This window comes from Synechococcus sp. MIT S9220 (genome assembly GCF_014304815.1).
Taxonomy (GTDB): Bacteria; Cyanobacteriota; Cyanobacteriia; order PCC-6307; family Cyanobiaceae; genus Synechococcus_C.
Map to the genome: position 1 here is coordinate 1,664,200 of NZ_CP047958.1, position 20,413 is coordinate 1,684,612.

Consider the following 20,413-nt stretch of genomic DNA (forward strand, 5'->3'; position numbering starts at 1 on the left):
CTCAGGCGCGATAGAGGCTCACGCAAAGGCGGATCGCGAGGATACCGGCGTGAGCAGCCACCACGAGAGCGATGAAGATTTCGGCCTGGGTAAGGGTGCTGACCATGACGGAAGCTTGAAACCTTTGCATTCTTTCCTGCGCAGACCTCGGGGCGCCATCATTCGCAAAGGCCTGTCACACCCGCATGGAAGCCTTGAGTCCTGATTCCCTGGTGACGATTGACGCAAAAGCGATCAGGACACTGAACCTGCAGGCGCTTTCAGCCTGGATGGAACGCCCTCTTCAGGAGCTGCTCGATGCCGGAGCTGTCTTGGAATTGCGTTACGACTGGCCCCGTGAGGTCAATGACCCAAGAGAGCTGAGCGAATGTCCTGAACCTCGGCTGTGGGCTCTGCGTGCAGACGCGCACTACCCCTGGCTGCCTTTGTTGCTGGATCGGACCGGCGGAAGCCTGGCTCAACATGTGGCGATGTTGGTTCCCCACGATTTCAGCCCCAGCGAAGGCATCCGTTTCGACCCCCAGGCCCTTGAGATCTGGATCACTCACCGGCTGATGCTTCTAGATCAGCATGGGGCAGATGCGGGGATTCCTGGACATCAACGCGGCAATCTTTCCTTGATGGCGGCAAGCCTTGGCTTCGAGTTGGATGGGGGGTTCTGGGAGCTGCTGGACCAGGCGCGATGACCCCGAGGAGAGCCGGATTTCAATGGTGCTGCCTAATGCTGGCGGGGGTTCTTCTCCAGGGCTGCTTGAGGAGATCTCCAGCAGAGCAAGCCCTCACAGCACAAGCCTCCATCCCTGCCGCGATTTCAGAATCACAGCCACAGGAACCTCCACCACCAGGGCAGCTCGGCCCAACCCCAGAGCTCATTGCCAATCTGAGCCAAGCGCCTCTCTCTTTGTCGGCTCGACGCACTGAAGACGAACGTCACGATGGAGAACGCCTCTGGAAACTTGAGCTTCATCAAGACGATCGACGTCTGGCCAGCTGGGAGGCCGTGAGCGGGTTTGCTTCGAGCCAATCACTCGATCGCCGCTGGTCTCCCGGCAATGGAGCCCCCCTGCCTTCGGGCAACTACTCCTTGGGTCTGCCTGAAGCCTTGGGAGACGACATCTGGCTCACCCTGACGCCACGCTTCGAAACGACCCGCTCCGGCTTGGGCATCCATGGTTGCAACCCCGGCAGTGGCTGCGTCTGTCTTCCAGATCGCACCTCACTGGAGGCACTCGCAAGTTGGGTACAAACATTCCAGATCCAGTCACTGACCGTGGTGAACTAAGCCTTCAAAGAAGACAGCACGCAGGATGCGCACAATCCACGTGTGGTTCACACAACTCCAGCACCGCGAGACGCTTCCTAAAACCAGATGGAATTCATTGGATCGATGGACGCCAACATCTGGATGGTTATTGGCTTTTTGTTAGCTGCCTACTCAGTGGTGGCGAACGATTCGCTCCAGACACTCGGCACTTACATCTCATCCAACAAAAAACGCACTCCCAAGGTGGTGCAGATGATTTTCATCTGCACCGTCACGATCTTCGTGCTGATGCTCGGCTGGTCCATCAACGGCGGCGACCCTGCTTGGGGACGGCTGGCAAACTTCCCGACTCCTGAAACTTTCACCTGGGCCTACATCATTCCTCCGATTGCGGTGCTGGGGCTGACCGCCTGGGGCGCACCCGTCAGCACATCCTTCCTGGTGCTTTCCGCATTTGTTCCCAAGAACATCCCAAAACTTCTCGAAAGTTCTCTGGCTGGTTATGTCCTGGCGTTCTGTCTCGGACTGGCGGCCTGGGGTCTTGGAATGTGGCTACTGGAGCGTTGGGTGTTCCGGCGGACCCAGGAAGGCAAGGATTTCAACAAGGTTTGGTATGGCCTTCAGTGGTCCTCCACCGGCTTCCTCTGGAGCATGTGGATGGTGCAGGATCTCGCCAACATTTTCGTCTTCCTTCCCCGCGAGCTTGGATTATTTCCGATGCTGGTCTGCACCGCCATCCTCTGCATCGGACTGTGTGTGCTCGTCGCCATCGGCGGTGGTCCGATTCAGGGTGTGCTTCGCAGCAAAACCAACACCACTGATCTGCGGTCGGCCACGGTGATCGACTTCATGTTCGGACTTTGCCTGCTGTACAAGGCATTTCTCAGCAGCTTCCCGTTAAGCACAACGTGGGTGTTCCTGGGTTTGCTGGGTGGTCGTGAAATCGCCCTTCGCATCAAAGAACAGGAATTTGAATCCGCCTTCACCAACCGATCCGGAGGCAGTCTCGGCAAGATCGTCGGCAGCGATCTCTGGAAAGCGTCCATCGGCGTGATTGTCAGCCTGGTGATCGCTCTTGGCCTTCAGCCTCTGATCGTCTGGACTGGGGGCTGAGTTCAGTTCAGGGAGAGCGCGAGGGCGATGGCCCTGCGACCGCTGTCGATGGCTAGCACCAATGCCAGAAGCCGTAAGAGCCAGGCCAGCATTCCCGGCCTGACCCGATCCAGGCGGGATGCGGTCCACTGGGCCGAAACAGCAGCAACGCCTCCGAGCAGCAACCCCATCGAAGCCAGTCCCCGGCCCTCCTGCAGAAACTGGAGCGAGGCTGCACTGGCCGAACAGGCCACGGCCAACGTACTCAGTCGAATCGCCTGACGGATGGGCATCGACAGTCCACTCACCATCAGGGGCACCATCAACAGCCCTCCGCCCAGTCCAAGCAGTCCTCCGGACAGACCCGCCACAGCACCGACCGCAGACAACCCCCAGGGAGATGGACCCTGCCCATCACTCGGCTGAGATGCTTCACGATCGGCTCGGATTGAGCCGGCCAACACCAGATACAGCAAGGCCTGCAGAGCCAAGAGGTGCCAGCCGGCAACCAGACCACCCAGACGACTGAAGATCATTGCAGTCGCAAAAGCCGTCAGGCCAATCACCATGGCAGGTTTCAGCGGCAAGGAACGGCTCCGCCAATGGGTGTAACTGCCGCCGATCGCCGTCGGCACGATGGCAAACGTGCTCGTTGCCAGCGCTTGGTGGGGGCTGAGCCCCATCCAGAGCAGAAGAGGCGCGAAGATCAGACCACCACCGATTCCCAGCAGACCGGCCAGAGCTCCTGCCAGGAGTCCCAATGGCACGGCCAACAGCACATCCGCCAATGTCATCGCCGCCATGACGCTGCCAGCATCCTGCCGGTCCGAGCACTCACGCCACAGTCGCCTGCTGCCCAATCTCACGCTCAACGGCGCCGAACATATGGCCTTGGATGCCCTGCTGCTTGAGCAGTGCTGGACAAGGGGGCAGAAGCAACCGGTGCTGCGCTTCTACGGTTGGAGCCGGCCATCCCTCTCCCTGGGCAGGCATCAACGGGACATTCCAGAGCCTTGGCGAAACCTTGCCAGGACAGGTGAGCTGGATCTGCTACGCCGCCCTAGTGGTGGCGGTGCCGTGCTCCATGCCGGTGGTCTGACCTACGCACTGGTGTGGCCTGAAGCACCGCGACAGAAGCGGGAGGCTTATCTGCAGGTGAACCACTGGCTCACCGCAGGCTTCGCAAAACTGGGCGTCAGTCTCAATCCAGGCGTCGCCCCTGCAGAGGCCGGCGCCGTGAACTGCTTCGCCCGTTCCACAGCGGCCGACCTTGTCGACAGTCAGGGAACCAAACGCATTGGCAGTGCCCAGTTCTGGCAGCACGGCCATCTTCTGCAGCACGGTGAAATCCCTCTCAACTCACCGGCGGATCTCTGGCGAACCGTGTTCGGAACCGACCCTCCGCAATGGAGGCCAGCCGCGCCCGATGCCTCGGCAGTCGAAACGGCGCTGATCTCCAGTTTCAGCGAGGGGCTGTCAAATTACGACTGGACTGATCAGCCCCTGAGCAGCGAAGAATGCACCTTGATGCAGCAAGGTGCTGAGCGTTATCGACTGGATGCTTCAGCACTTTGATCATCAAGAAGCCCTGAGGCACGCATACTCTTCACCACCTGGGCCAGGGGCATTCCGAACGGATAAGTGTTGGAGCGGCGTGCCGCCGTGAGCATGGCCTCCGGCAGTTTCACGGATAAACCCTTAAGAACGGCTTCGCCCAGATCACTGCGATCAAGCGTTCCGTCGGGCAAACCGGCAGGGCCGAGCACCAGCAGACGCCCCTGCTCCGTCTCTTCCAGAGCAAGGACCGCCTCCCAGAGTGGTGCTGCCTGCTTGATCGAGGGCAAACGCTCAAGGGGCTGAAGATGATCAGCGATGGTCTGGCGATCCCATTGCTGAACAGGTAGGTCCTTAAGTGGCTGATCCGTGATGAAGCCAATCCATCGACCGCCGCGACAGACAAGCACCCAGTCCGGGATGCAGGGATCGTCGCTGTCCACCGCTCCCAGACGCAACTTGCTGAGACTGCGCAGACTCTGATCCGCCTCCACCACGCGGAAGCGACGGGAGGTCGCCGGTCCAACGGTTTCCCGCTTGAGCACCTGTTGCAGGGCCAGGGTCTGGGTCTGACTTCGGGACGCGCTCATTCCGAACCAGCCGAGAAGCACGAGCCACAGTCCAGCGAATCCACCTCCCCTAAGCACAATCCAGAACCCGATCACCAAGGCGAGGAGAGATAGGAAACGACCACTGGCGGTCGCCACCTGGATGCCTCGACGTTGACTGCCGGTCCACTGCCAGACAAGGGATTTGAGAATCAAGCCGCCATCCAGCGGCAACCCCGGCAGCAGGTTGAACAGCGCCAGCACCAGATTGAGCCCCCCGAGCTGAGCCACAAGATTTCCCAGTAGGGGGCTGACATGTTCAGCGGAGTGGACACTGAACAGCAACACAGCTCCAAGGATCAGACTCACCGCCGGACCGGCGGCAGCCACCCTGAGCGAGCCCATCGCCGTGGAGCATTCCCGTTCCACCCGAGCGACTCCACCCATCAAAAACAGGGTGATGCTGCTCACCTTCACTCCCTCGCGCAGGGCCACAAGGGAATGGCCAAGCTCATGCAACAGCACGGACACAAACAACAGCAGCGCAGTGAGAAGCCCCATGGACCAGCTGATCCAATCAGCACCGGCTGCGGCAGGCAGTTTGGCGACCTGCTGCTGAAAGGCCATGGTGAACAACACCAGAACAATGAACCAACTGGGATGGACCCTCAGAGGGATCCCACCGATTCGCATCAGTTGCCAGCCATCACCCAAATGATTTTCCGGCGGGCTGGCCGGCAGTGTTAGCTCAATCCTAGAAAGGAGATCCAATGCTGCTCCCTCATGGTCGATCAGGGCCTGTCTCTCAAGATCTGCGGCCTGACCGACTGCGATCAGGCCTGTGAGATCGCCGCCATGGGAGTGGATGCGATCGGCGTGATCGGAGTGACGGACACGCCGCGTTTCGTAGAGCCGAATCAACGTAGGGCCATCTTTCAGAGACTGACCCAGGAACATCCCTTACTGAAGCGGGTCTGGGTCGTGGCAGACCCCAGCAATGAACTCCTGGCATCGGCACTGTCGGGGGAAGGACAGCCCTCGGTGGTGCAGCTGCACGGGGAGGAATCGCCACAACGATGCGCAGAGCTGCGTTGGCTGTATCCCGCCATCAAGTGGTGGAAAGCCCTACGCCTGCGTGGGGAGGAGGATCTCAACGGCATCGACGCCTATGCCGCCAGCGTGGATGCCCTGCTTCTGGATGCCTGGAGCCCGAAGCAGTTGGGAGGGACGGGGCATCGCCTCGATCCTGCCTGGCTTGAGCGGCTGGAGATGCGGATCTGCCGCGACCTTCCCTGGTGGCTGGCTGGAGGGATCAGCGCTGAGTGGGTCCCAACACTGGTGCATCAAGTGAGCCCCTTTGGTCTGGACGCGTCCAGCCGCCTGGAGCACAGTCCGGGGGTGAAGGATCTCCGTCGTGTCGAAGCACTCGTTCAGGCCGTCAGGGTCAATTCGGGCAACCGGGGATAGGTTGAATCTCCCTTCAACAGCACCCATGTTCCGGGCTACGTCACTTTGCCTCACCCTGATGGCGGCAGTCCCATTCGGGGCTTCAGCCCAGGGCATGCTGCCGGGATGCCGACTGGAGAACGGCAGTCTTCAATGTGTGCCAGGCCTGACGGCAAGCCCTGAAAAGCAGATTCAGGTGCTCGATGGAGAGATCGACCAGGGGCTTCAGCAGGAGGGACATCTGCAGCAGGCGATCCAAGGACTGCAACGCTTTGTGCTGGTAGGAGAGGCCAGGGAAGGTGCGCTGCTGAAAGCGGAACTGCAACTTCAGGGAGCTGACGTGGATGAACTTGATGTCCACTGGTACCGACGCAGTGGCCAGGGGAACTGGACGCTGGTGGAATCGGGCTCAGGCCACAGCTATCAAGTCGGCCCGCAGGACCGAAACGAAAGGCTGATGGCTGTGCTGGTGGTGCGCGGCCGTGACGGCAACGTTCAACGAATCAGCAGCAACGTGATCGGTCCGATCAGCAATTGAACGATTGGGGTGCTGCTTCAGGCACCCCACGACCTACGCAGCAAGCGAGCGGATCAGATCAGTTACTTAGCAGAGCTTCCTGCTGGCGCACAAGCTCAAAGAATTCCTGCTTGAGGCTGGGATCATGACGGAAGTCACCCCGGACCACGGAGTTGACCATGCTGGTCTGAGGCTCCTTCACACCACGCCATTTCATGCAGTAGTGCTGAGCCTTGATGATGATCCCGAGGCCCTTGGGCTCGCAGAGTTTCTCGATTTCGTCTGCAAGGATCATCACTGCCTCCTCCTGGATGTGAGGCCTTGAGAACACCCAGTCCGCGACGCGGGTGAATTTGGAGAGACCGATCACTCGGGCACCTGGCTTAATGCCGACCCAGCAGTTGCCCATGATTGGCACAAAGTGGTGAGAGCAAGCGGAACGGACGGTGAGAGGTCCAACGGTATAGATCTCATCGAGCTGCTTCACGTTCGGGAAGCTGGCCACCTTGGGTTGTTGGTGATAGCGCCCCTTGAAGACCTCTTGGATATACATCTTGGCGACCCGTTCGGCCGTCTCTTCGGTGTTGTGGTCGTTCTCGATATCAATCACGAGGCTGTGCAGAAGATCACGGAAGCGATCTGCCACTTCCATCTGAAGCTCCTCTAATTCTCCAGGGAGAATGTGATCGGCGATGTTGTCATTGGCGAGGAATGAAGCCCCACGCTCACGCAGACGCTCACGAATCACCTCGGAGATCTTGGCGTCAGTAAGAGCGAACTGACCACGGCCCTTACTCAGTGACGCATGCGAACTCAGTTGACTGAGCGCTGCGGCAGTAGTTCCGTTAGTGGAAGTAGGAAGTGTAGAAGTCATCTCTTTCAGAAGTCAGAAAGCGCCTGTAGCTGGCATGAGGGTTAAATCCTCAACAACCTGAGTGGCAGGTTGCTGGGCCAAGTGAAGAAGAGCGGCAGCGGCCTGATTGACGGGCAGCATGGCACGTCGGTCGAAGTCACTGTCCACGGTCGGGGAGTCCCAGAGGGAGGTATCGACCGCACCAAGCGTGAGAGTGCAGGCACGAATGCCATGAGCACGTTCTTCCTCACCCAGGCAGCGAGTGAAACTCGCCAGAGCAGCTTTGACGGTGCAGTACGCCCCCCAACCGGGAAAAGCATTTCTGGACGCATGGCTACTCACGTTGATCACCAATCCACCCGCAGGCCTCATGGCAGGAACAACAGCGGAACAAACCTGGAAAACACTGGTGAGATTGAGTTGAATCAACCAGTCCCAGCGGTCTAGAGGCATCTCCAGCAATTCTCCGGTCCAGGCAGCACCGGCATTGTTGATGAGCACTGAAGGGCGAAGACCCTGATTCAGCAATTCACCAATGCCGGGAGCGATGGCGGATGAGTCGGTGAGATCGATCGCCTTGTAGGCGACACGAACACCACCAGCACTCAGTTCCGACTCGAGAGACTGCAACGCAGCCTCACTGCGGGACACAAGAAGCAAATCCCACCCCGCCTCAGCAAAAGCCTTGGCAGCGGCATGACCGATTCCACGTGATGCGCCGGTGATCAGAACGGAAGGCAAGAAATCCGTGCAATCCGGAGCACCCTAGGCAGCGAAACCTCCTTCCGGCGAGGTGGCGTCGAGGAAACGCCCCATGGCCCTGAATTTCATGTAGCGCTGATCCCTCAGATCATCGACGGACAAAGCCAGCAGATCGTCGAGATGGCGATTCAGTGCTGCCCTCAGCGTCTCACCTGCTTCAAGGGGAGCCCAATTGTTACCACCAGCTGGCTCAGGCAAAACTTCGTCGACCACACCAAGGCTGAGCAGATCCTTGCCGGTGATCCGCAACGCAGCCGCAGCCTCGGAAGCCTTCGCCGCATCACGCCAAAGAATCGAGGCGCAGGCCTCAGGGCTGGCCACGGTATAAACGCTGTGCTCAAACATGATCAGCCGGTCGGCGACTCCGATTCCGAGTGCACCGCCGGAGCCCCCCTCACCGATCACCGTGGCGACGATGGGAACCCGCAGGCTGAACATCTCGCGCAGATTCACGGCAATGGCCTCACCCTGCCCCTGCTCCTCCGCCAACAGACCGGCATAAGCCCCGGGCGTATCGATGAAGGCCAAAATCGGCAGACCAAAGCGGTTGGCATGCTCCATCAGGCGCAGAGCTTTTCGATAGCCACCCGGAGTGGCCATACCGAAATTCCGCGCCACGTTCTCCTTGGTGTCACGCCCCTTCTGATGGCCGATCAGAAGAACCGATCGTTCCCCTAGCCGTCCGATCCCACCAATCAGTGCCTGGTCATCACTGCCACGGCGATCACCATGCAATTCAACCCAGTCATCACAGAACATCTGGATGAAATCGAGTGTGCTTGGCCGATGAGGATGCCGGGCAACCTGAATTTTCTGAGCCGGGCTCAGGGAACGAAAAATCTCATCACGACGGCGTGCTGCAAGCGTTTCCAACTGCAGCAGTTGCTGGCTGACGTCGACCTCTGAATCTCTTGCCAGCTGACGGATCTGCTCGATCTGCTGTTCGAGCTCCACCAGCGGTTTCTCGAAATCAAGCAGGGGGCGACGTGCCATTGAGGAAGGGGAAAACGACTTCAGACAACAACAGCCTGAGGCTGTCCTTGGAGATTGAGGGTGGAGAAACCGTGACGGACCGATGCAGCGCCGATGAAATCCATCTTCTCCAGCGTGATGTTGTTACGCCCCCAGCTGAAATTGGTGTGACACTCCTCGAATTCAAGCAGCATCGCCTCCGCGAAGCAGGCGAACATCTGGCGCTGAGGTTTGTCCATCTCAGCGATTTCCATCATGGTCCAGCCGATGTCGCTGCCGAATTCAACAATGCCTCCCTTCAGCACATGTACGCCTTCACAGGCGACCTTGGCATCGAGATTCTTCGGATAGCCCCCATCGATCATCAGACAGGGTTTGCGCAGCGTGGCTGAATCAATTTCAAGCGTGCGCGGCATACTCGCGACCCAGACCACGACATCAGCCTCAGGGAGTGCCTCTTCAAGGGTGAGGATCCTTCCACCACCAAGTTCCGACTGGAGATCCTTGAGGGGCTGCTGCTGACGTGCGACCAGCAGCAGCTCAGCAACACCCGTGCGGTGGGACAGCCAACGGCAGACAGCACTACCAATATCTCCGGTGGCACCGACCACGGCAACCTTGGCTTTGGAGAGATCGATGCCCAGAAGAGGAGCGTTGTTCTCAACCTGGCGACTGATCACCCAGGCTGTGTGGGTGTTGCCCGTGGTGAAACGCTCCCACTCCAGGGTTGTGCTGCGCACATGCTGATGCTGGAGAAGGTTGAAGTTCTCAAAAATGATCGACGTAAAGCCGCCGAGAGCTGTGATGTTGATGCCCTTTTTCTGAGCAAGCTCCATGGCGTTGAGCACTTTGCGCCTAGCCGTTTTGAAGCGACTCAGCATCTCAGGCACAAAGCAGGAATCGATGTAGGCACCGGAGATGGTCTTGCCAGTGGCACTTGTGACCTCAACGTTTTCCACGAGCTGGGGAGGCGCACTGCACCAGACGTCGAGATCGCCTCCGGCGATGTGATCGAATCCGAGATCTGAGGCCTTGCGCCTCGCCGCCTCAAAGCTGGTGGAGTGCCCGATCAGACCAAACATTTACTGCCGACGGTCGTACGTGTACGCATTGAACTCAATCTCACCCTGATTAGGGCTGTTCACTCATGTTCCCATGAAGGCAGTCTTGAAGGAAAACGTGCCTGTGCTTGAACCGGACTTCAACCTTCCAAACGGGGCTTAGAAGGCTCATGTCCGTCAGGGGTCAGAGAGCGGCGGCTGCCATACGAGCAATTTCACGCATGTTGAAGCCAATCTCGCTGAGAGCTTCCTGATAACCGATCAGAAAATCTTCGATCAGATCTTCCTTCTCCATATGGAGAGTGGCGGCATCAGAAGCAACCTGGTCGAGCATGGAGCGGATCAGTGGAAGATTCTCCTTGTTGGCAGCAAAGAGCTCTTCCTTACTTGCCTCAAAATTGTTCTTCAACCACAGTTCCCCGTAGTTGAGATGGAGATATTCATCCTTGACGACACCCTCAGTAATCTTGCGAGCGAAGGGGTCAGCAACTGGGATGTAGATATGATACGCGGAGATAGCGAAAGCTTCAATCAGAAGTGCCTGAATCAATAAACAGGTCACGACTTTGTCTTCTTTCAGAGCTTTCTGAAAATTCTGATGAAGAGGCCCAAAGAACTCTTTGGCAAAAGGCATGTCTGCGGTCACACCAAGGTTCCGACCGCATGACGTGAAGCCCTTCATGTGCTTCATTTCCATCTTCGCCAGTTTGGCGAGTTCGTCTTTGTTTTCTGGGATCAACGTTCCCAGGGCCATGTAGTTGTCGTAGGCCTCCTGCTCACCTTCAATCACGATCGCATTGATGCGGCTGTAGGCGTCCTTGTAGGCCTCAGTGGTGAAGTCAGGCAATTGCTCTGCCGATGCATCCCGCTCGTCAAGGACGGCGACCTCGGGGCTGACGGGAGTCGGCATAAATCTTTCCGTAACGTTCAACGCGGTTGAGTGTAACCAGTGTTGCCGAAATTGGATGTTCGATTGATGGAGTTCAGATACGTCGCTGATCTCCACAAGGTGGCCAACTGGAGGCCATCAGGCTTGTGAAGAGTCGATGCCAATGAGCCACAAGCGCAGTCTCCAACTGACTTCCAAGCCTCGTGTCCGCGCCTCGACTATCCCCGACAACACCGGAGCGGCTGAGGTCGGCGGTGAACCAGGCGAGGGGGGCGGGACCTTCAAGGCTCCAGCCTTCAGGAGGAGTGGCTGCCGCCTTCTCGCTGGCATGGTCACCATCGAGCGGCCTCTGTTCGCCGACCAGAGAGGGCTCAAGCGCCAGCATCAGACTGGTCTCAGCCAGCCCCGCATGCAATCCATTCGCCAGCTCATCAGCAGGCACGAGGGACTTGAGTTCTGAAACTCCACTCCAGAGAAAACAGGGAAGAACGGCCATTGAGGGAGTTTCAGCTGCCAGTTCTCGGGCGGCGGTTTGCAATAGACCGATCTGACCGCCATGGGCGTTGAACAACACCAAGCGCTTCACACCCTGGTCCGCGAGCTGTTGACCAACTTCCTTGACAAGCCGAATCAGCAGTTCAGCACTGAGGCTGAGTGTTCCTGGAAAGCCGCGATGTTCAGGTGAAAGACCGATCGCCTGAGTTGGCAGAGCCCAGATCGGCATCTCTTCGGGAAGCCCTTCCAGCACGCGATCCAGAATGCGTTGCGCGAACAGCGCATCCGTGAGCAGGGGGAGCTGAGGACCATGCTGCTCGAAAGCGCCGAATGGCCAGACAAGGGTTGAACCGCTCCGCTGCAGTGACAGAGAAGCCTCCGGCCAAGGCATGCAGCCCAGCCGGCTGGAGTTTTGTCCACCATCGACGCTCATCCTGAATCAACCTCCTGCTGTCAGACTGACCTGCCAAGGACTATGGGTTCCATGGCAGGAACAGAACGTCAGAATTCCCGACTGGATGGTGGCAAAGCTGCTGCGGCTTCGGCGCAGCCGCCACGAAAACCGCTTCAGGTGATGCATATCAGCAAGCGGGAAGAGCAGGAACGCCTGCGCAAAGAAGCGGACGAGGCCCGTGCCGCCGCAGATGCGGCAGCGATGCGTGCCGCACAGCTCGAGCAGGTTGCACTTGCAGCAGAAGGTGGCCAGTCGGTTGCTCCCAGCCCCCCTGCGCCTCCCAGAGGGCCACAAACATCTGCCGCTCCATCGCGCGATGCCGACGACGATGATCTGGCTGGAATGACCATGGCCGATCTCCTTGGCCCTGCTGATGCAGGACGCAAACTGAGCAATGCGCCCACTGAATCATCCACTGCAGCAAGCCGCAGCGTTGACGATTTTGATTTCGATGAAGATGCCTTCCTCGCAGCGCTCGATGCCAATGAGCCAGTAGGCACAACCGGTGAGGTGGTCACTGGCACCGTGATTGCAATGGAAAGTGATGGTGTCTATGTCGATATCGGCGGCAAGGCTCCCGGCTTCATGCCCAAAAGCGAATGTGGGCTTGGGGTCATCACCAATCTGAAGGAACGCTTTCCCAAGGGGCTCGAGATTGAGGTACTGGTCACCCGTGAACAGAACGCCGATGGCATGGTCACCATCAGCTGCCGTGCCTTAGCTCTGCGCAAAAGCTGGGACAAGGTCAAGCAGCTCGCCAAGGACGGCAAGGTGGCTCAGGTCAAAATCACCGGTTTCAATCGAGGGGGTGTTACTTGCGACCTCGAAGGATTAAGGGGCTTCATTCCCAGATCACAGCTTCAAGAGGGTGAAAACCACGAAGCACTGGTTGGCAAGACTCTTGGCGTCGCTTTCCTGGAGGTCAACTCCGAGACCCGCAAACTGGTCCTGTCCGAGAAGCGCGCTGCAACGGCCGCCCGTTTTTCAGAGCTTGAGGTGGGGCAGCTGGTGGAAGGTCAGGTGGCCTCGATCAAGCCCTATGGACTGTTCATCGATCTGGGAGGCGTCAGTGGACTGCTGCATCAGTCCGTGATCACCGGAGGCAGTCTGCGCTCACTGCGCGAGGTCTTCGGTCAGGGCGACACCGTGAAGGCTCTGATCACCGAGCTTGATCCCGGTCGAGGCCGGATCGCACTCAACACTGCCCTACTGGAAGGCCAACCAGGGGAACTTCTCGTCGACAAGGACACCGTCATGGCCGAGGCTGCCGATCGAGCCAACAGAGCCCGTAACGTCCTCAGGCAGCAGGAACAGTCAGCTGGATGATCACAGCTTCCATGTCTGCCGGTGACGCCGGCCCCCAGTCCCGGACCGATCGTCAGGCCGACTGGGAGCTGGACTTTTATTCAAGGCCCATCCTCGAAAAGGATGGGAAGAAGCGCTGGGAGCTGCTGATCATCAGCACCCCGGAGATCAACAGCAACGAATGCTTCCGCTTCGAGAAGCTCTGTCCGGCAAGCGAGGTGAATTCCACCTGGTTGGCCGCTGCCCTGCGCGAAGCCTTGGCCGAGGCTGAAGAGCAGGGTTGGAAGCCACCGCAGAGACTGCGCGCCTGGCGCAGTGCCATGAGAACGATGGTGCAGCGTGCGGCGGCTGAACTGCTGCTGGAAGTGGTATCGAGCAGGCGCACCTATGCCCTACTCGACTGGCTGGATGAACGAGAGCGGACGCTGTACCCACAGGAAGAGGGCTTCATGGCAGGCCCCCTTGCTCTGCCGCCGTCCCCTGTTGAAACCCCACCTTTGCCCTTGCCCGAAGCCGTGCGGGGCGACGCCTGGACCTGGGCTGGGCTGCCCGTCGGCAGCTTGAAGGATGCGAATGATTGGCCTCTTGGCTTTAACGGTCTGCTGCCGGTCCCCCCCTCTCTCGAGGCAAATCTTGAAGTTCCCGGGCTGCGTCTGTTCAGTCGCACCAGAGCCCTTGCCCTCGCAGGTTGGCTCGGAGGGCTGGAACCCGTGCGGTTGCGTGTGAGCTCCCGCCAGCTGATCCTTGACGCTGGTCAAGACGACTCCTGGCTGGTCAGTGATCTGAGCCAACAGGAAGCCGAGCAGATCGCCGCAGCGCTCGAAGCGTCGTGCCTCAACCTGCATGGCCTTCAATTCATCGCTGTGCAGAGTGCTCCTGAGAGTGAACGGTTCGAAGGCTTCTGGATGCTGAGGGATCAGCCGCAACCATGAGCTCCGCTCAGGGAGCAAATCCTGGCGCTGAGAGAGAGGATCCTCTCGCTCAGCCCGACAGCCGCTTCAACACCCTGCCGGGCTGGACATGGGTGGGCTGTTATGGCGGTTACTACCTCACAGCAGATCAACTGGATAACGCTGGCTTTGAGCATGGGTTCTTCACCCGCCGCTGGCAGGGTCGTGGTCCCGACGAGCTAGCGACCTACCTGTCCTGCGGTGTCTCCGTTCATCGCCCCCAGCAAGTCCATGGGAACGTCGTGCTTGAGGCCTCCGCTGCGGCAGCAGCACCATGGCCCGATGCCGACGGCCTAGTGAGCGATCGCGGAGGGCAGAGCCTCTGGGTCTGTGGAGCCGACTGCACTCCGGTTCTGCTCGCTGATCCCAAAAGCGGGCACGTTGCCGCATGCCATGCCGGCTGGCGAGGCGTGGCCAGCCGTATCCTTCCCGAGGCCATCGCCAGGCTTGAGCAACGAGGCGCCTGCAGAGAGCAGCTGATCGTCGCCCTCGGACCAGCGGTCAGTGGTGAGCGCTATCAAGTGGAGCAGTCAGTGGCCCTTCAGGTGGGTGAGGCATTGGCAGCCGAACCCAGATCACTAGAGGAGCTACAGAGGCAAGCCGTGATTGATCCCGATCCCGAGCAAGGTCACTGCCGATTGGACATCCGACAAGCGGCCCTGCAGCAACTGAAAGCCGAAGGGATTAACCACACCAGGATCAGCACATGTCCGCTCTGCACAGTCGCTGAGCCCAGCCTGTTTCACTCCTGGCGGCGTGATCAGGTGAAGGCGGTTCAGTGGAGTGGAATCGTTGGACAAGCTGCGATCTGAATTCCGCCGGCATCAGTTCGATATCGGCGCCAGCAGACGCAATGCAACCGCTTCAGCAGCACGGATGCCATCGATCGCTGCTGAAAGGATCCCGCCCGCGTAACCGGCACCCTCACCGGCAGGCGTGAGACCGAGCACATTGAGCGACTCCAGCCGATCATCCCGAGGGATGCGCAACGGCGAAGAGGTACGGGTCTCGACCCCCGTCAGAACGGCATCGGGGTGGTCGTAACCGGAGATTTTCTGACTGAAAGCCGGCAGAGCTTCCCTCAGGGCCACCACCATCGGTTGCGGCAGAAGCTCGGCAAGGTCTGAGGGTTGGACCCCAGGTTGATAAGAGGGGCGAATCGATCCGAGAGACGTGGATGGCCTTCCTGCCACAAAGTCCTCCTGTCGCTGCACCGGGGCGCTGTAGTCCTCACCGCCGAGCTGGAAAGCGAGAGATTCAAGTTCACGCTGAAACACCAGGCCCGCAAGTGGATCCCCTGGCCAGCGCTCATGGGCCTCCAGGTCTGCATCCGACACAGGGATCACCAGCCCGCTGTTGGCGTTGCGTTCGTTGCGGGAATGCTGGCTCATGCCATTGGTCACAACACGACCTGGTTCGGAGGTCGCACCCACCACAAACCCACCGGGGCACATACAGAAGCTGTAGACGCAGCGGCCATTGGTTGCGTGATGCACCAGCTTGTATTCAGCGGCTCCAAGCAAGGGATGGCCAGCGGCATCTCCCCAGCGGGCGTTGTCGATCAGCGACTGCGGATGCTCGATCCGAAGACCAATCGCGAAGGGCTTCCGCTCCATGGCAACACCGATCCGATCCAACATCGCGAAGGTGTCCCTCGCCGAATGTCCAGGAGCTAGAACCACCTGACTGCAGTCAAGACGGCTGCCATCGGCGAGTTGCAGACCAGTGATCCGCATCGACTTGCCGTCGCTGGCGTGGGTCGGTTCCAGCAAAAGTTGTTCCACGCGGGAACCGAAGCGGACCTCACCGCCAAGAGCCTCAATCTGAGCGCGCAACCCCCTCACCACTGTCGCCAGCTTGAAGGTGCCGATATGGGGTCGGTGACGGGTCAGGATGTCGCGATTGGCGCCACAGTTCACCAGTTCCTCCAGCACTTTGCGGCCGTAATGGACGGGATCGCTCACCTGGCTGTAAAGCTTGCCATCGGAAAAGGTTCCAGCCCCCCCTTCGCCGAACTGCACATTGGATTCGGGCTTGAACGTCGATTGACGACGCCAGAATCCGAACGTGTCCCGGCTTCTCTGCTTCACCGCCTGTCCGCGCTCCAGCAACAGTGGGCAAAATCCCATCTGCGCGAGCAGCAGTGCTGCGAAATAACCACAGGGTCCTGCCCCAATCACCACAGGCCGCGCCCCTGACGCATCAACCGCACTGGAAGGAGCACGGGCAACAAATCGGTAGGACTCATCAGGACTGCGACGAATGCGCCGGTCAGCCGAACGACGACGCAGCAATGCTTTCTCGCCCCGTACCTGAACATCCACGCTGTAGATGATCCGGATTCGATCCCGACGACGGGCATCAATGCTCTGCTTCACCAACTGATGGGAGATCAGTTGCTCGCGAGGCACTCGCAGGCAACGCAGAACAGCCTGCTCAAGATCATCCTCCGTATGGTCCAGCTCCAGTCGAAGCTCGCTCAGGCGCAGCACGAGCTCTCTCCTTTCGCGACCCCTGATACAAACACTACCGAGCGGAGATCAGAACGATTGTTCGCCCCCCTAAGGGGACTGCTCTGTTGGGTCGTCCTTGGTCTCAGCTTCGGGGCTGCCACCCTGAATCGCCAGCGAAAGCAGCCCGGCAAACAGCAGCAGACTGCCGATGCCGATCGCGAGAGAACGGTTGCCAGACGCCGCGTCACCCCAAATGGCCGTGCTCAAAAAAGCTGCGCCCAGAAGCACACAGGGCACCATGACAATTCCTGAGGCAATGCGGTTGCGTGCCATCTCAGGCTCCGGGACAAGTGACCTGGGCCAGACCTTCACTCACCAGCGCCGATCCCAGATCAAGGTCATCTCCGATCGGAGTGACCCTGGCCAGCAGGACACCATCTGCACTGCCCTCCGGCCGCAGATTCACCCTTCGGCGACGGGGAAGCGCACGACGCATCCAATCCTGCGCTTGCTGCTCATCCTCGGGGTCCACCTGAACACAAGCCAGTTGCACGCTGTAATTACGATTGCGGTCACCAATCTGAAGCAGCGTTGCCGAGCGCACCTGCAGAACCTCGGCGGCAAAAGCCTGGGTAGGCAGCACGAGCAACAGCATCAGGCTGAAGACAGCTGCAATGAGAATGCCGACTCTCACTGGCCTCCTGGATTAGAGGCAGAACGACCTGAGTCCTGGAACGCCAACTCAGGATGGGCCGGCAGACCCACCATCTGGGCATTGCTGCAACCGGGTGGAACCATCGGGTAGCAATTCTCACCCCGACGAACATGCACATCCACCAGGGTTGGATGCGGTGAGGCGAACGCTTCCGCGAGTCGGGTGTGGAGATCATTGCGCTCAACGATCTTCATCCCCTCCACGCCAAATGCCTTAGCCAGAGCTTCGAAGTCGGGCATGCCACCCAGCATGTCCGAGGCGGAATAACGCTCTTCGTAGAAACTCTCCTGCCACTGACGAACCATCCCCTGCCAGTGATTGTTCACGATCACCACCTTCACCGGAAGCCTGTATTGAGCGAGAGTGCCCAGCTCCTGGATGTTCATCAGCACACTGGCATCTCCAGCTATGCAGACCACCTGTCGATCAGGACACGCGACCTGGGCACCAAGAGCTGCAGGCATCCCGTACCCCATCGTCCCCAGTCCGGCGCTACTGATCCAGCCACGTGGACCATTGCGCAGGTACTGAGCAGCCCACATCTGATGCTGTCCCACATCCGTCGTGACGATGGCGCCGGGGGCCAGATCACGGACAGCCATCAGCACTTCCTGGGGGTAGATGGGCCCTTCCTGAGGAGGAATCGAGAGGGGGTAACGCTGTTTCCACTCGCGGATCCTCTCCAACCAGATGCTGGTCTGAGGTTCGGAGGAACGGCGCAGACTCAGATCCACCAGCGCGGCAAGGCTGGTGCCGACATCACCGAGAACGGCGACATCAGGGCGCCTGTTCTTGCCGATCTCAGCCGGATCGATCTCGAAATGAATCACCCGGGCATGCGGGGCGAAGGTATCGAGCTTGCCGGTCACCCGGTCATCAAAGCGAGCACCGACAGCAATCAGCAAATCGCAATCGGTTACAGCAAAATTGGCGTAGGCCGTGCCGTGCATGCCCAGCATGCCCAGCGCCAGCGGGTGGTTCTCGTCAAAGGCGCCCTTACCCATCAACGTCGTGGTGACGGGAATCTGGTAGCGCTCTGCGAGCACGGCGATGCTGTCGTGAGCGGATGAGGCAATTGCACCGCCCCCCACGTAGAGGAGAGGGCGCTGGGCTTCGGCGATCAGGTCAAGTGCTGCCTCGATCGACTGGCAATCAGGCGCTGGAGTGGAGCCGAACCCAGCAGGAACGACGGATCCTGGCTGAACCGGGATGTAATCAAACTCCTCCTGGCCAACATCCTTAGGGATATCAATCAGAACGGGACCGGGTCGACCCGAGGCGGCAATGTGAAAGGCCTGGGCAACCACCGAACCGAGATCTGCGGGGTTTCGCACAACCCATGAATGTTTCACGATCGGCAAGGTGATGCCGAAGATGTCGGTTTCCTGGAAGGCATCGGTTCCAATCGCCGTCCTCGGAACCTGACCGGTGATCACCACCATCGGCACAGAATCCATCTGGGCGGTGGCAATGCCCGTGACCAGGTTGGTCGCCCCAGGACCGGACGTTCCGAAGCACACACCGACTCTGCCGGTCGCACGCGCATAGGCATCAGCCGCATGGGTTCCGCCTTGTTCATGACGCACGAGGAAGTGACGCAACCAACCCTCGCTCTCTGCCACATGCAGGGCGTCGTAGATCGGAAGAATGGCGCCACCTGGGTAGCCGAAAATCGTATCCACACCGTGCAGGCGCAGAGCATCCATCAAGGCCTGGGCTCCGCTCATCCGGCGACTTCCATCACTGTTGGACGCTGTGTCGGCCGTGGGAGCGGAGATCAGCGTCACTGTGTCGTCACGGGGAACTGACCCTCAAGATTAAGGGCCGGCCTGTCGGTTTGCCGGCGTTTAAAGCAGTCCGAGCGCATGCAGCGGACCCTGGCCACTGATGATCTCGAGCAGAAACGCGGAGAAGCCCAGCATGGCCAGTCGCCCGTTCCAGACTTCGGAACTGTTGTTCCAGCCCCACTCCCATTTCTCCTGGGGATACAGCTTCACCTTGGTGGGCAGTTCAGCTGCCGCATCAAGGCTGACTTCAGGGCCTTCAAGGCTGGTGACCACAAGATCAGCCAATCCCTCGATGAAGCGGGGATAGGTGTCGAGAGCACGAACGCGACGGAAATTCACCACACCGGACTCGGTGGCGAGTTCGCGGTACTCGATGTCAATTTCCTCCAGCGTTTCGATGTGCTCGCTGACAAAGCTGATCGGAACCACGACAAGGTCGTTGATTTTGGCTTTGCCGAGCTCTTCGAGGGCTTCTTCGGTGTAAGGCTTCAGCCACTCGACCGGACCCACACGGCTTTGATAAGCGAGGGTGTGAGGGTTGTCGTGACCCAGAAGCTCCTCGAGCCTCTTCATGATCAGAGCCGTGCAGGCCTCGATTTCCTGTTGATAAGGATCACCGGCTTCTTCGACATAACTCTTCGGTACGCCATGGGCACTGAAGAAGACATGAGCCTTGTGGGGGTCATCGCTATTGCGCACTTCCTCAGCGATCAACTCAGCCATCGCGGTGACGTAGCCAGGGTGGTCAAACCAGCTGCGGATGCAGCGGATTGGCAGCTTCTCGAAGACACCATCCCCCTGACGCAGGCGCTGGAGCTCCCGGAAACTTGAACCACTGGTGCTGATGGAGAAGTGTGGGTAAAGCGGCAGCACAACCACCTGATCCATTCCGTCGGCCTTGATATCCGCAACGGCAGACTCTGTGAAGGGGTGCCAGTAGCGCATGGCCACGTAGCTGGTGGCCTCGATACCCCTTTGCCGCAGCAGGCTCTGCAACTCTCGAGCCTGCTGCTCGGTGATCCGACGCAGTGGAGAACCGCCACCGATGGAGCGGTAGGCGCTCTGTGACTTGCCGCTGCGAAGGGTGCTGATCAACCAAGCGAGAGGTTTCTGCAGAGCTGGAATCGGCAGCCGGATGATCTCCGGATCCGCAAAGAGATTGAAAAGAAAGGGACCTACGTCCTGAATCCGCTCAGGGCCACCCAGATTGAGCAGTACGACACCGACCCGAGCCATGTCTGGAAACGATTGCAGGGGTTGAGAGTAACCCGCGTTAACGGCATCTTGACGATGTCC

General features: G+C 59.3%; 23 protein-coding genes. 9 read left to right on the top strand and 14 right to left on the bottom strand.

Features of this window, described 5'->3' with window-relative positions; all coding sequences use genetic code 11:
• Position 1 precedes the first annotated feature (1 nt).
• Entirely contained in the window at positions 2–106 is a 105-nt protein-coding gene (psaM, locus tag SynMITS9220_RS09215) for a photosystem I reaction center subunit XII (RefSeq protein ID WP_067092922.1), read from the bottom strand.
• A gap of 79 nt (positions 107–185) precedes the next feature.
• Here psaM and SynMITS9220_RS09220 point away from each other — a divergent pair, with 79 nt between their 5' ends.
• From SynMITS9220_RS09220 to SynMITS9220_RS09230, 3 genes are all read left to right on the top strand, one after another.
• Positions 186–686: a CRR6 family NdhI maturation factor gene (locus tag SynMITS9220_RS09220; protein WP_115017072.1), complete on the top strand. Its 501-nt coding sequence runs from the start codon at positions 186–188 to the stop codon at positions 684–686.
• Positions 687–901: 215 nt separating this feature from the next.
• On the top strand, positions 902–1,282 hold the full coding sequence (locus SynMITS9220_RS09225) for a hypothetical protein (RefSeq protein WP_255483014.1): 381 nt from the start codon (positions 902–904) through the stop codon (positions 1,280–1,282).
• A 105-nt stretch (positions 1,283–1,387) separates the two neighbouring features.
• Positions 1,388–2,377, top strand: a complete 990-nt coding sequence (locus SynMITS9220_RS09230; RefSeq protein ID WP_255483015.1) for a hypothetical protein — start codon at positions 1,388–1,390, stop codon at positions 2,375–2,377.
• Between the two features lie 2 nt (positions 2,378–2,379).
• On the opposite strand, the gene SynMITS9220_RS09235 is transcribed toward SynMITS9220_RS09230, so the two are convergent.
• Entirely contained in the window at positions 2,380–3,159 is a 780-nt protein-coding gene (locus SynMITS9220_RS09235; RefSeq protein WP_186988807.1) for a sulfite exporter TauE/SafE family protein, read from the bottom strand.
• Between SynMITS9220_RS09235 and SynMITS9220_RS09240 the strand changes: the two genes are divergently transcribed.
• Complete coding sequence (locus tag SynMITS9220_RS09240; RefSeq protein WP_186988809.1) at positions 3,158–3,931, top strand: lipoate--protein ligase family protein; 774 nt, start codon at positions 3,158–3,160, stop codon at positions 3,929–3,931. The two genes, SynMITS9220_RS09235 and SynMITS9220_RS09240, sit on opposite strands and share 2 nt — an antisense overlap.
• Here the strand turns inward: SynMITS9220_RS09240 and SynMITS9220_RS09245 are convergent.
• A complete protein-coding gene (locus tag SynMITS9220_RS09245) occupies positions 3,904–5,172 on the bottom strand; it encodes a site-2 protease family protein (protein ID WP_186992059.1) in 1,269 nt (422 codons plus the stop codon). The genes SynMITS9220_RS09240 and SynMITS9220_RS09245 overlap by 28 nt on opposite strands.
• A gap of 69 nt (positions 5,173–5,241) precedes the next feature.
• Between SynMITS9220_RS09245 and SynMITS9220_RS09250 the strand changes: the two genes are divergently transcribed.
• Both SynMITS9220_RS09250 and SynMITS9220_RS09255 read left to right on the top strand, forming a co-directional pair.
• On the top strand, positions 5,242–5,925 hold the full coding sequence (locus SynMITS9220_RS09250) for a phosphoribosylanthranilate isomerase (protein ID WP_186988811.1): 684 nt from the start codon (positions 5,242–5,244) through the stop codon (positions 5,923–5,925).
• A 58-nt stretch (positions 5,926–5,983) separates the two neighbouring features.
• Positions 5,984–6,442, top strand: coding sequence for a hypothetical protein (locus SynMITS9220_RS09255; RefSeq protein ID WP_255483016.1), 459 nt, complete (start codon positions 5,984–5,986; stop codon positions 6,440–6,442).
• A 58-nt stretch (positions 6,443–6,500) separates the two neighbouring features.
• Here SynMITS9220_RS09255 and folE read toward each other — a convergent pair whose 3' ends face one another.
• The 6 genes from folE to SynMITS9220_RS09285 all read right to left on the bottom strand — a co-directional run bounded on the left by folE (position 6,501) and on the right by SynMITS9220_RS09285 (position 11,886).
• Positions 6,501–7,295 (bottom strand): GTP cyclohydrolase I, encoded by a 795-nt coding sequence (gene folE / locus SynMITS9220_RS09260; protein WP_115125030.1) that lies wholly within the window; start codon positions 7,293–7,295, stop codon positions 6,501–6,503.
• 12 nt (positions 7,296–7,307) lie between these two features.
• A complete protein-coding gene (locus tag SynMITS9220_RS09265) occupies positions 7,308–8,015 on the bottom strand; it encodes an SDR family oxidoreductase (protein ID WP_186988815.1) in 708 nt (235 codons plus the stop codon).
• 24 nt (positions 8,016–8,039) lie between these two features.
• Positions 8,040–9,029: an acetyl-CoA carboxylase carboxyltransferase subunit alpha gene (locus SynMITS9220_RS09270; RefSeq protein WP_067092914.1), complete on the bottom strand. Its 990-nt coding sequence runs from the start codon at positions 9,027–9,029 to the stop codon at positions 8,040–8,042.
• A 20-nt stretch (positions 9,030–9,049) separates the two neighbouring features.
• The gene (locus tag SynMITS9220_RS09275) at positions 9,050–10,090 is read right to left on the bottom strand and encodes a long-chain acyl-[acyl-carrier-protein] reductase (RefSeq protein ID WP_186988817.1); all 1,041 of its coding nucleotides are present in this window, start codon (positions 10,088–10,090) and stop codon (positions 9,050–9,052) included.
• 163 nt (positions 10,091–10,253) lie between these two features.
• Entirely contained in the window at positions 10,254–10,979 is a 726-nt protein-coding gene (locus SynMITS9220_RS09280; protein ID WP_067092912.1) for an aldehyde oxygenase (deformylating), read from the bottom strand.
• 73 nt (positions 10,980–11,052) lie between these two features.
• The gene (locus SynMITS9220_RS09285) at positions 11,053–11,886 is read right to left on the bottom strand and encodes a creatininase family protein (protein WP_186988819.1); all 834 of its coding nucleotides are present in this window, start codon (positions 11,884–11,886) and stop codon (positions 11,053–11,055) included.
• Between the two features lie 51 nt (positions 11,887–11,937).
• On the opposite strand from SynMITS9220_RS09285, the gene SynMITS9220_RS09290 reads away from it, so the two are divergent.
• Genes SynMITS9220_RS09290 through pgeF form a run of 3 tightly spaced genes read left to right on the top strand, consistent with a single transcriptional unit; the run spans position 11,938 to position 14,974 of the window.
• Positions 11,938–13,233, top strand: coding sequence for a S1 RNA-binding domain-containing protein (locus tag SynMITS9220_RS09290; RefSeq protein ID WP_186992061.1), 1,296 nt, complete (start codon positions 11,938–11,940; stop codon positions 13,231–13,233).
• Positions 13,230–14,144, top strand: a complete 915-nt coding sequence (locus SynMITS9220_RS09295) for a Tab2/Atab2 family RNA-binding protein (RefSeq protein ID WP_186988821.1) — start codon at positions 13,230–13,232, stop codon at positions 14,142–14,144. Before SynMITS9220_RS09290 ends, SynMITS9220_RS09295 begins: the two co-directional genes overlap by 4 nt.
• Positions 14,141–14,974: a peptidoglycan editing factor PgeF gene (gene pgeF, locus SynMITS9220_RS09300; RefSeq protein ID WP_186988823.1), complete on the top strand. Its 834-nt coding sequence runs from the start codon at positions 14,141–14,143 to the stop codon at positions 14,972–14,974. The genes SynMITS9220_RS09295 and pgeF overlap by 4 nt, the downstream gene beginning before the upstream one ends.
• Positions 14,975–14,986: 12 nt before the next feature.
• On the opposite strand, the gene SynMITS9220_RS09305 is transcribed toward pgeF, so the two are convergent.
• The 5 genes from SynMITS9220_RS09305 to hemH form a co-directional block, all read right to left on the bottom strand.
• Positions 14,987–16,654 carry an NAD(P)/FAD-dependent oxidoreductase gene (locus SynMITS9220_RS09305; RefSeq protein ID WP_186988825.1) on the bottom strand — a complete coding sequence of 556 codons (1,668 nt, stop codon included), beginning with the start codon at positions 16,652–16,654 and terminating at the stop codon, positions 14,987–14,989.
• Positions 16,655–16,723: 69 nt separating this feature from the next.
• Entirely contained in the window at positions 16,724–16,948 is a 225-nt protein-coding gene (locus tag SynMITS9220_RS09310; protein ID WP_186988828.1) for a GIVxVP protein, read from the bottom strand.
• Position 16,949: 1 nt separating this feature from the next.
• Positions 16,950–17,270, bottom strand: a complete 321-nt coding sequence (locus SynMITS9220_RS09315; RefSeq protein ID WP_186988830.1) for a nuclease — start codon at positions 17,268–17,270, stop codon at positions 16,950–16,952.
• A 35-nt stretch (positions 17,271–17,305) separates the two neighbouring features.
• Entirely contained in the window at positions 17,306–19,117 is a 1,812-nt protein-coding gene (ilvB, locus tag SynMITS9220_RS09320; RefSeq protein ID WP_186988832.1) for a biosynthetic-type acetolactate synthase large subunit, read from the bottom strand.
• A 60-nt stretch (positions 19,118–19,177) separates the two neighbouring features.
• Positions 19,178–20,353, bottom strand: coding sequence for a ferrochelatase (gene hemH, locus SynMITS9220_RS09325; protein WP_067092906.1), 1,176 nt, complete (start codon positions 20,351–20,353; stop codon positions 19,178–19,180).
• Between the last annotated feature and the right edge of the window lie 60 nt (positions 20,354–20,413).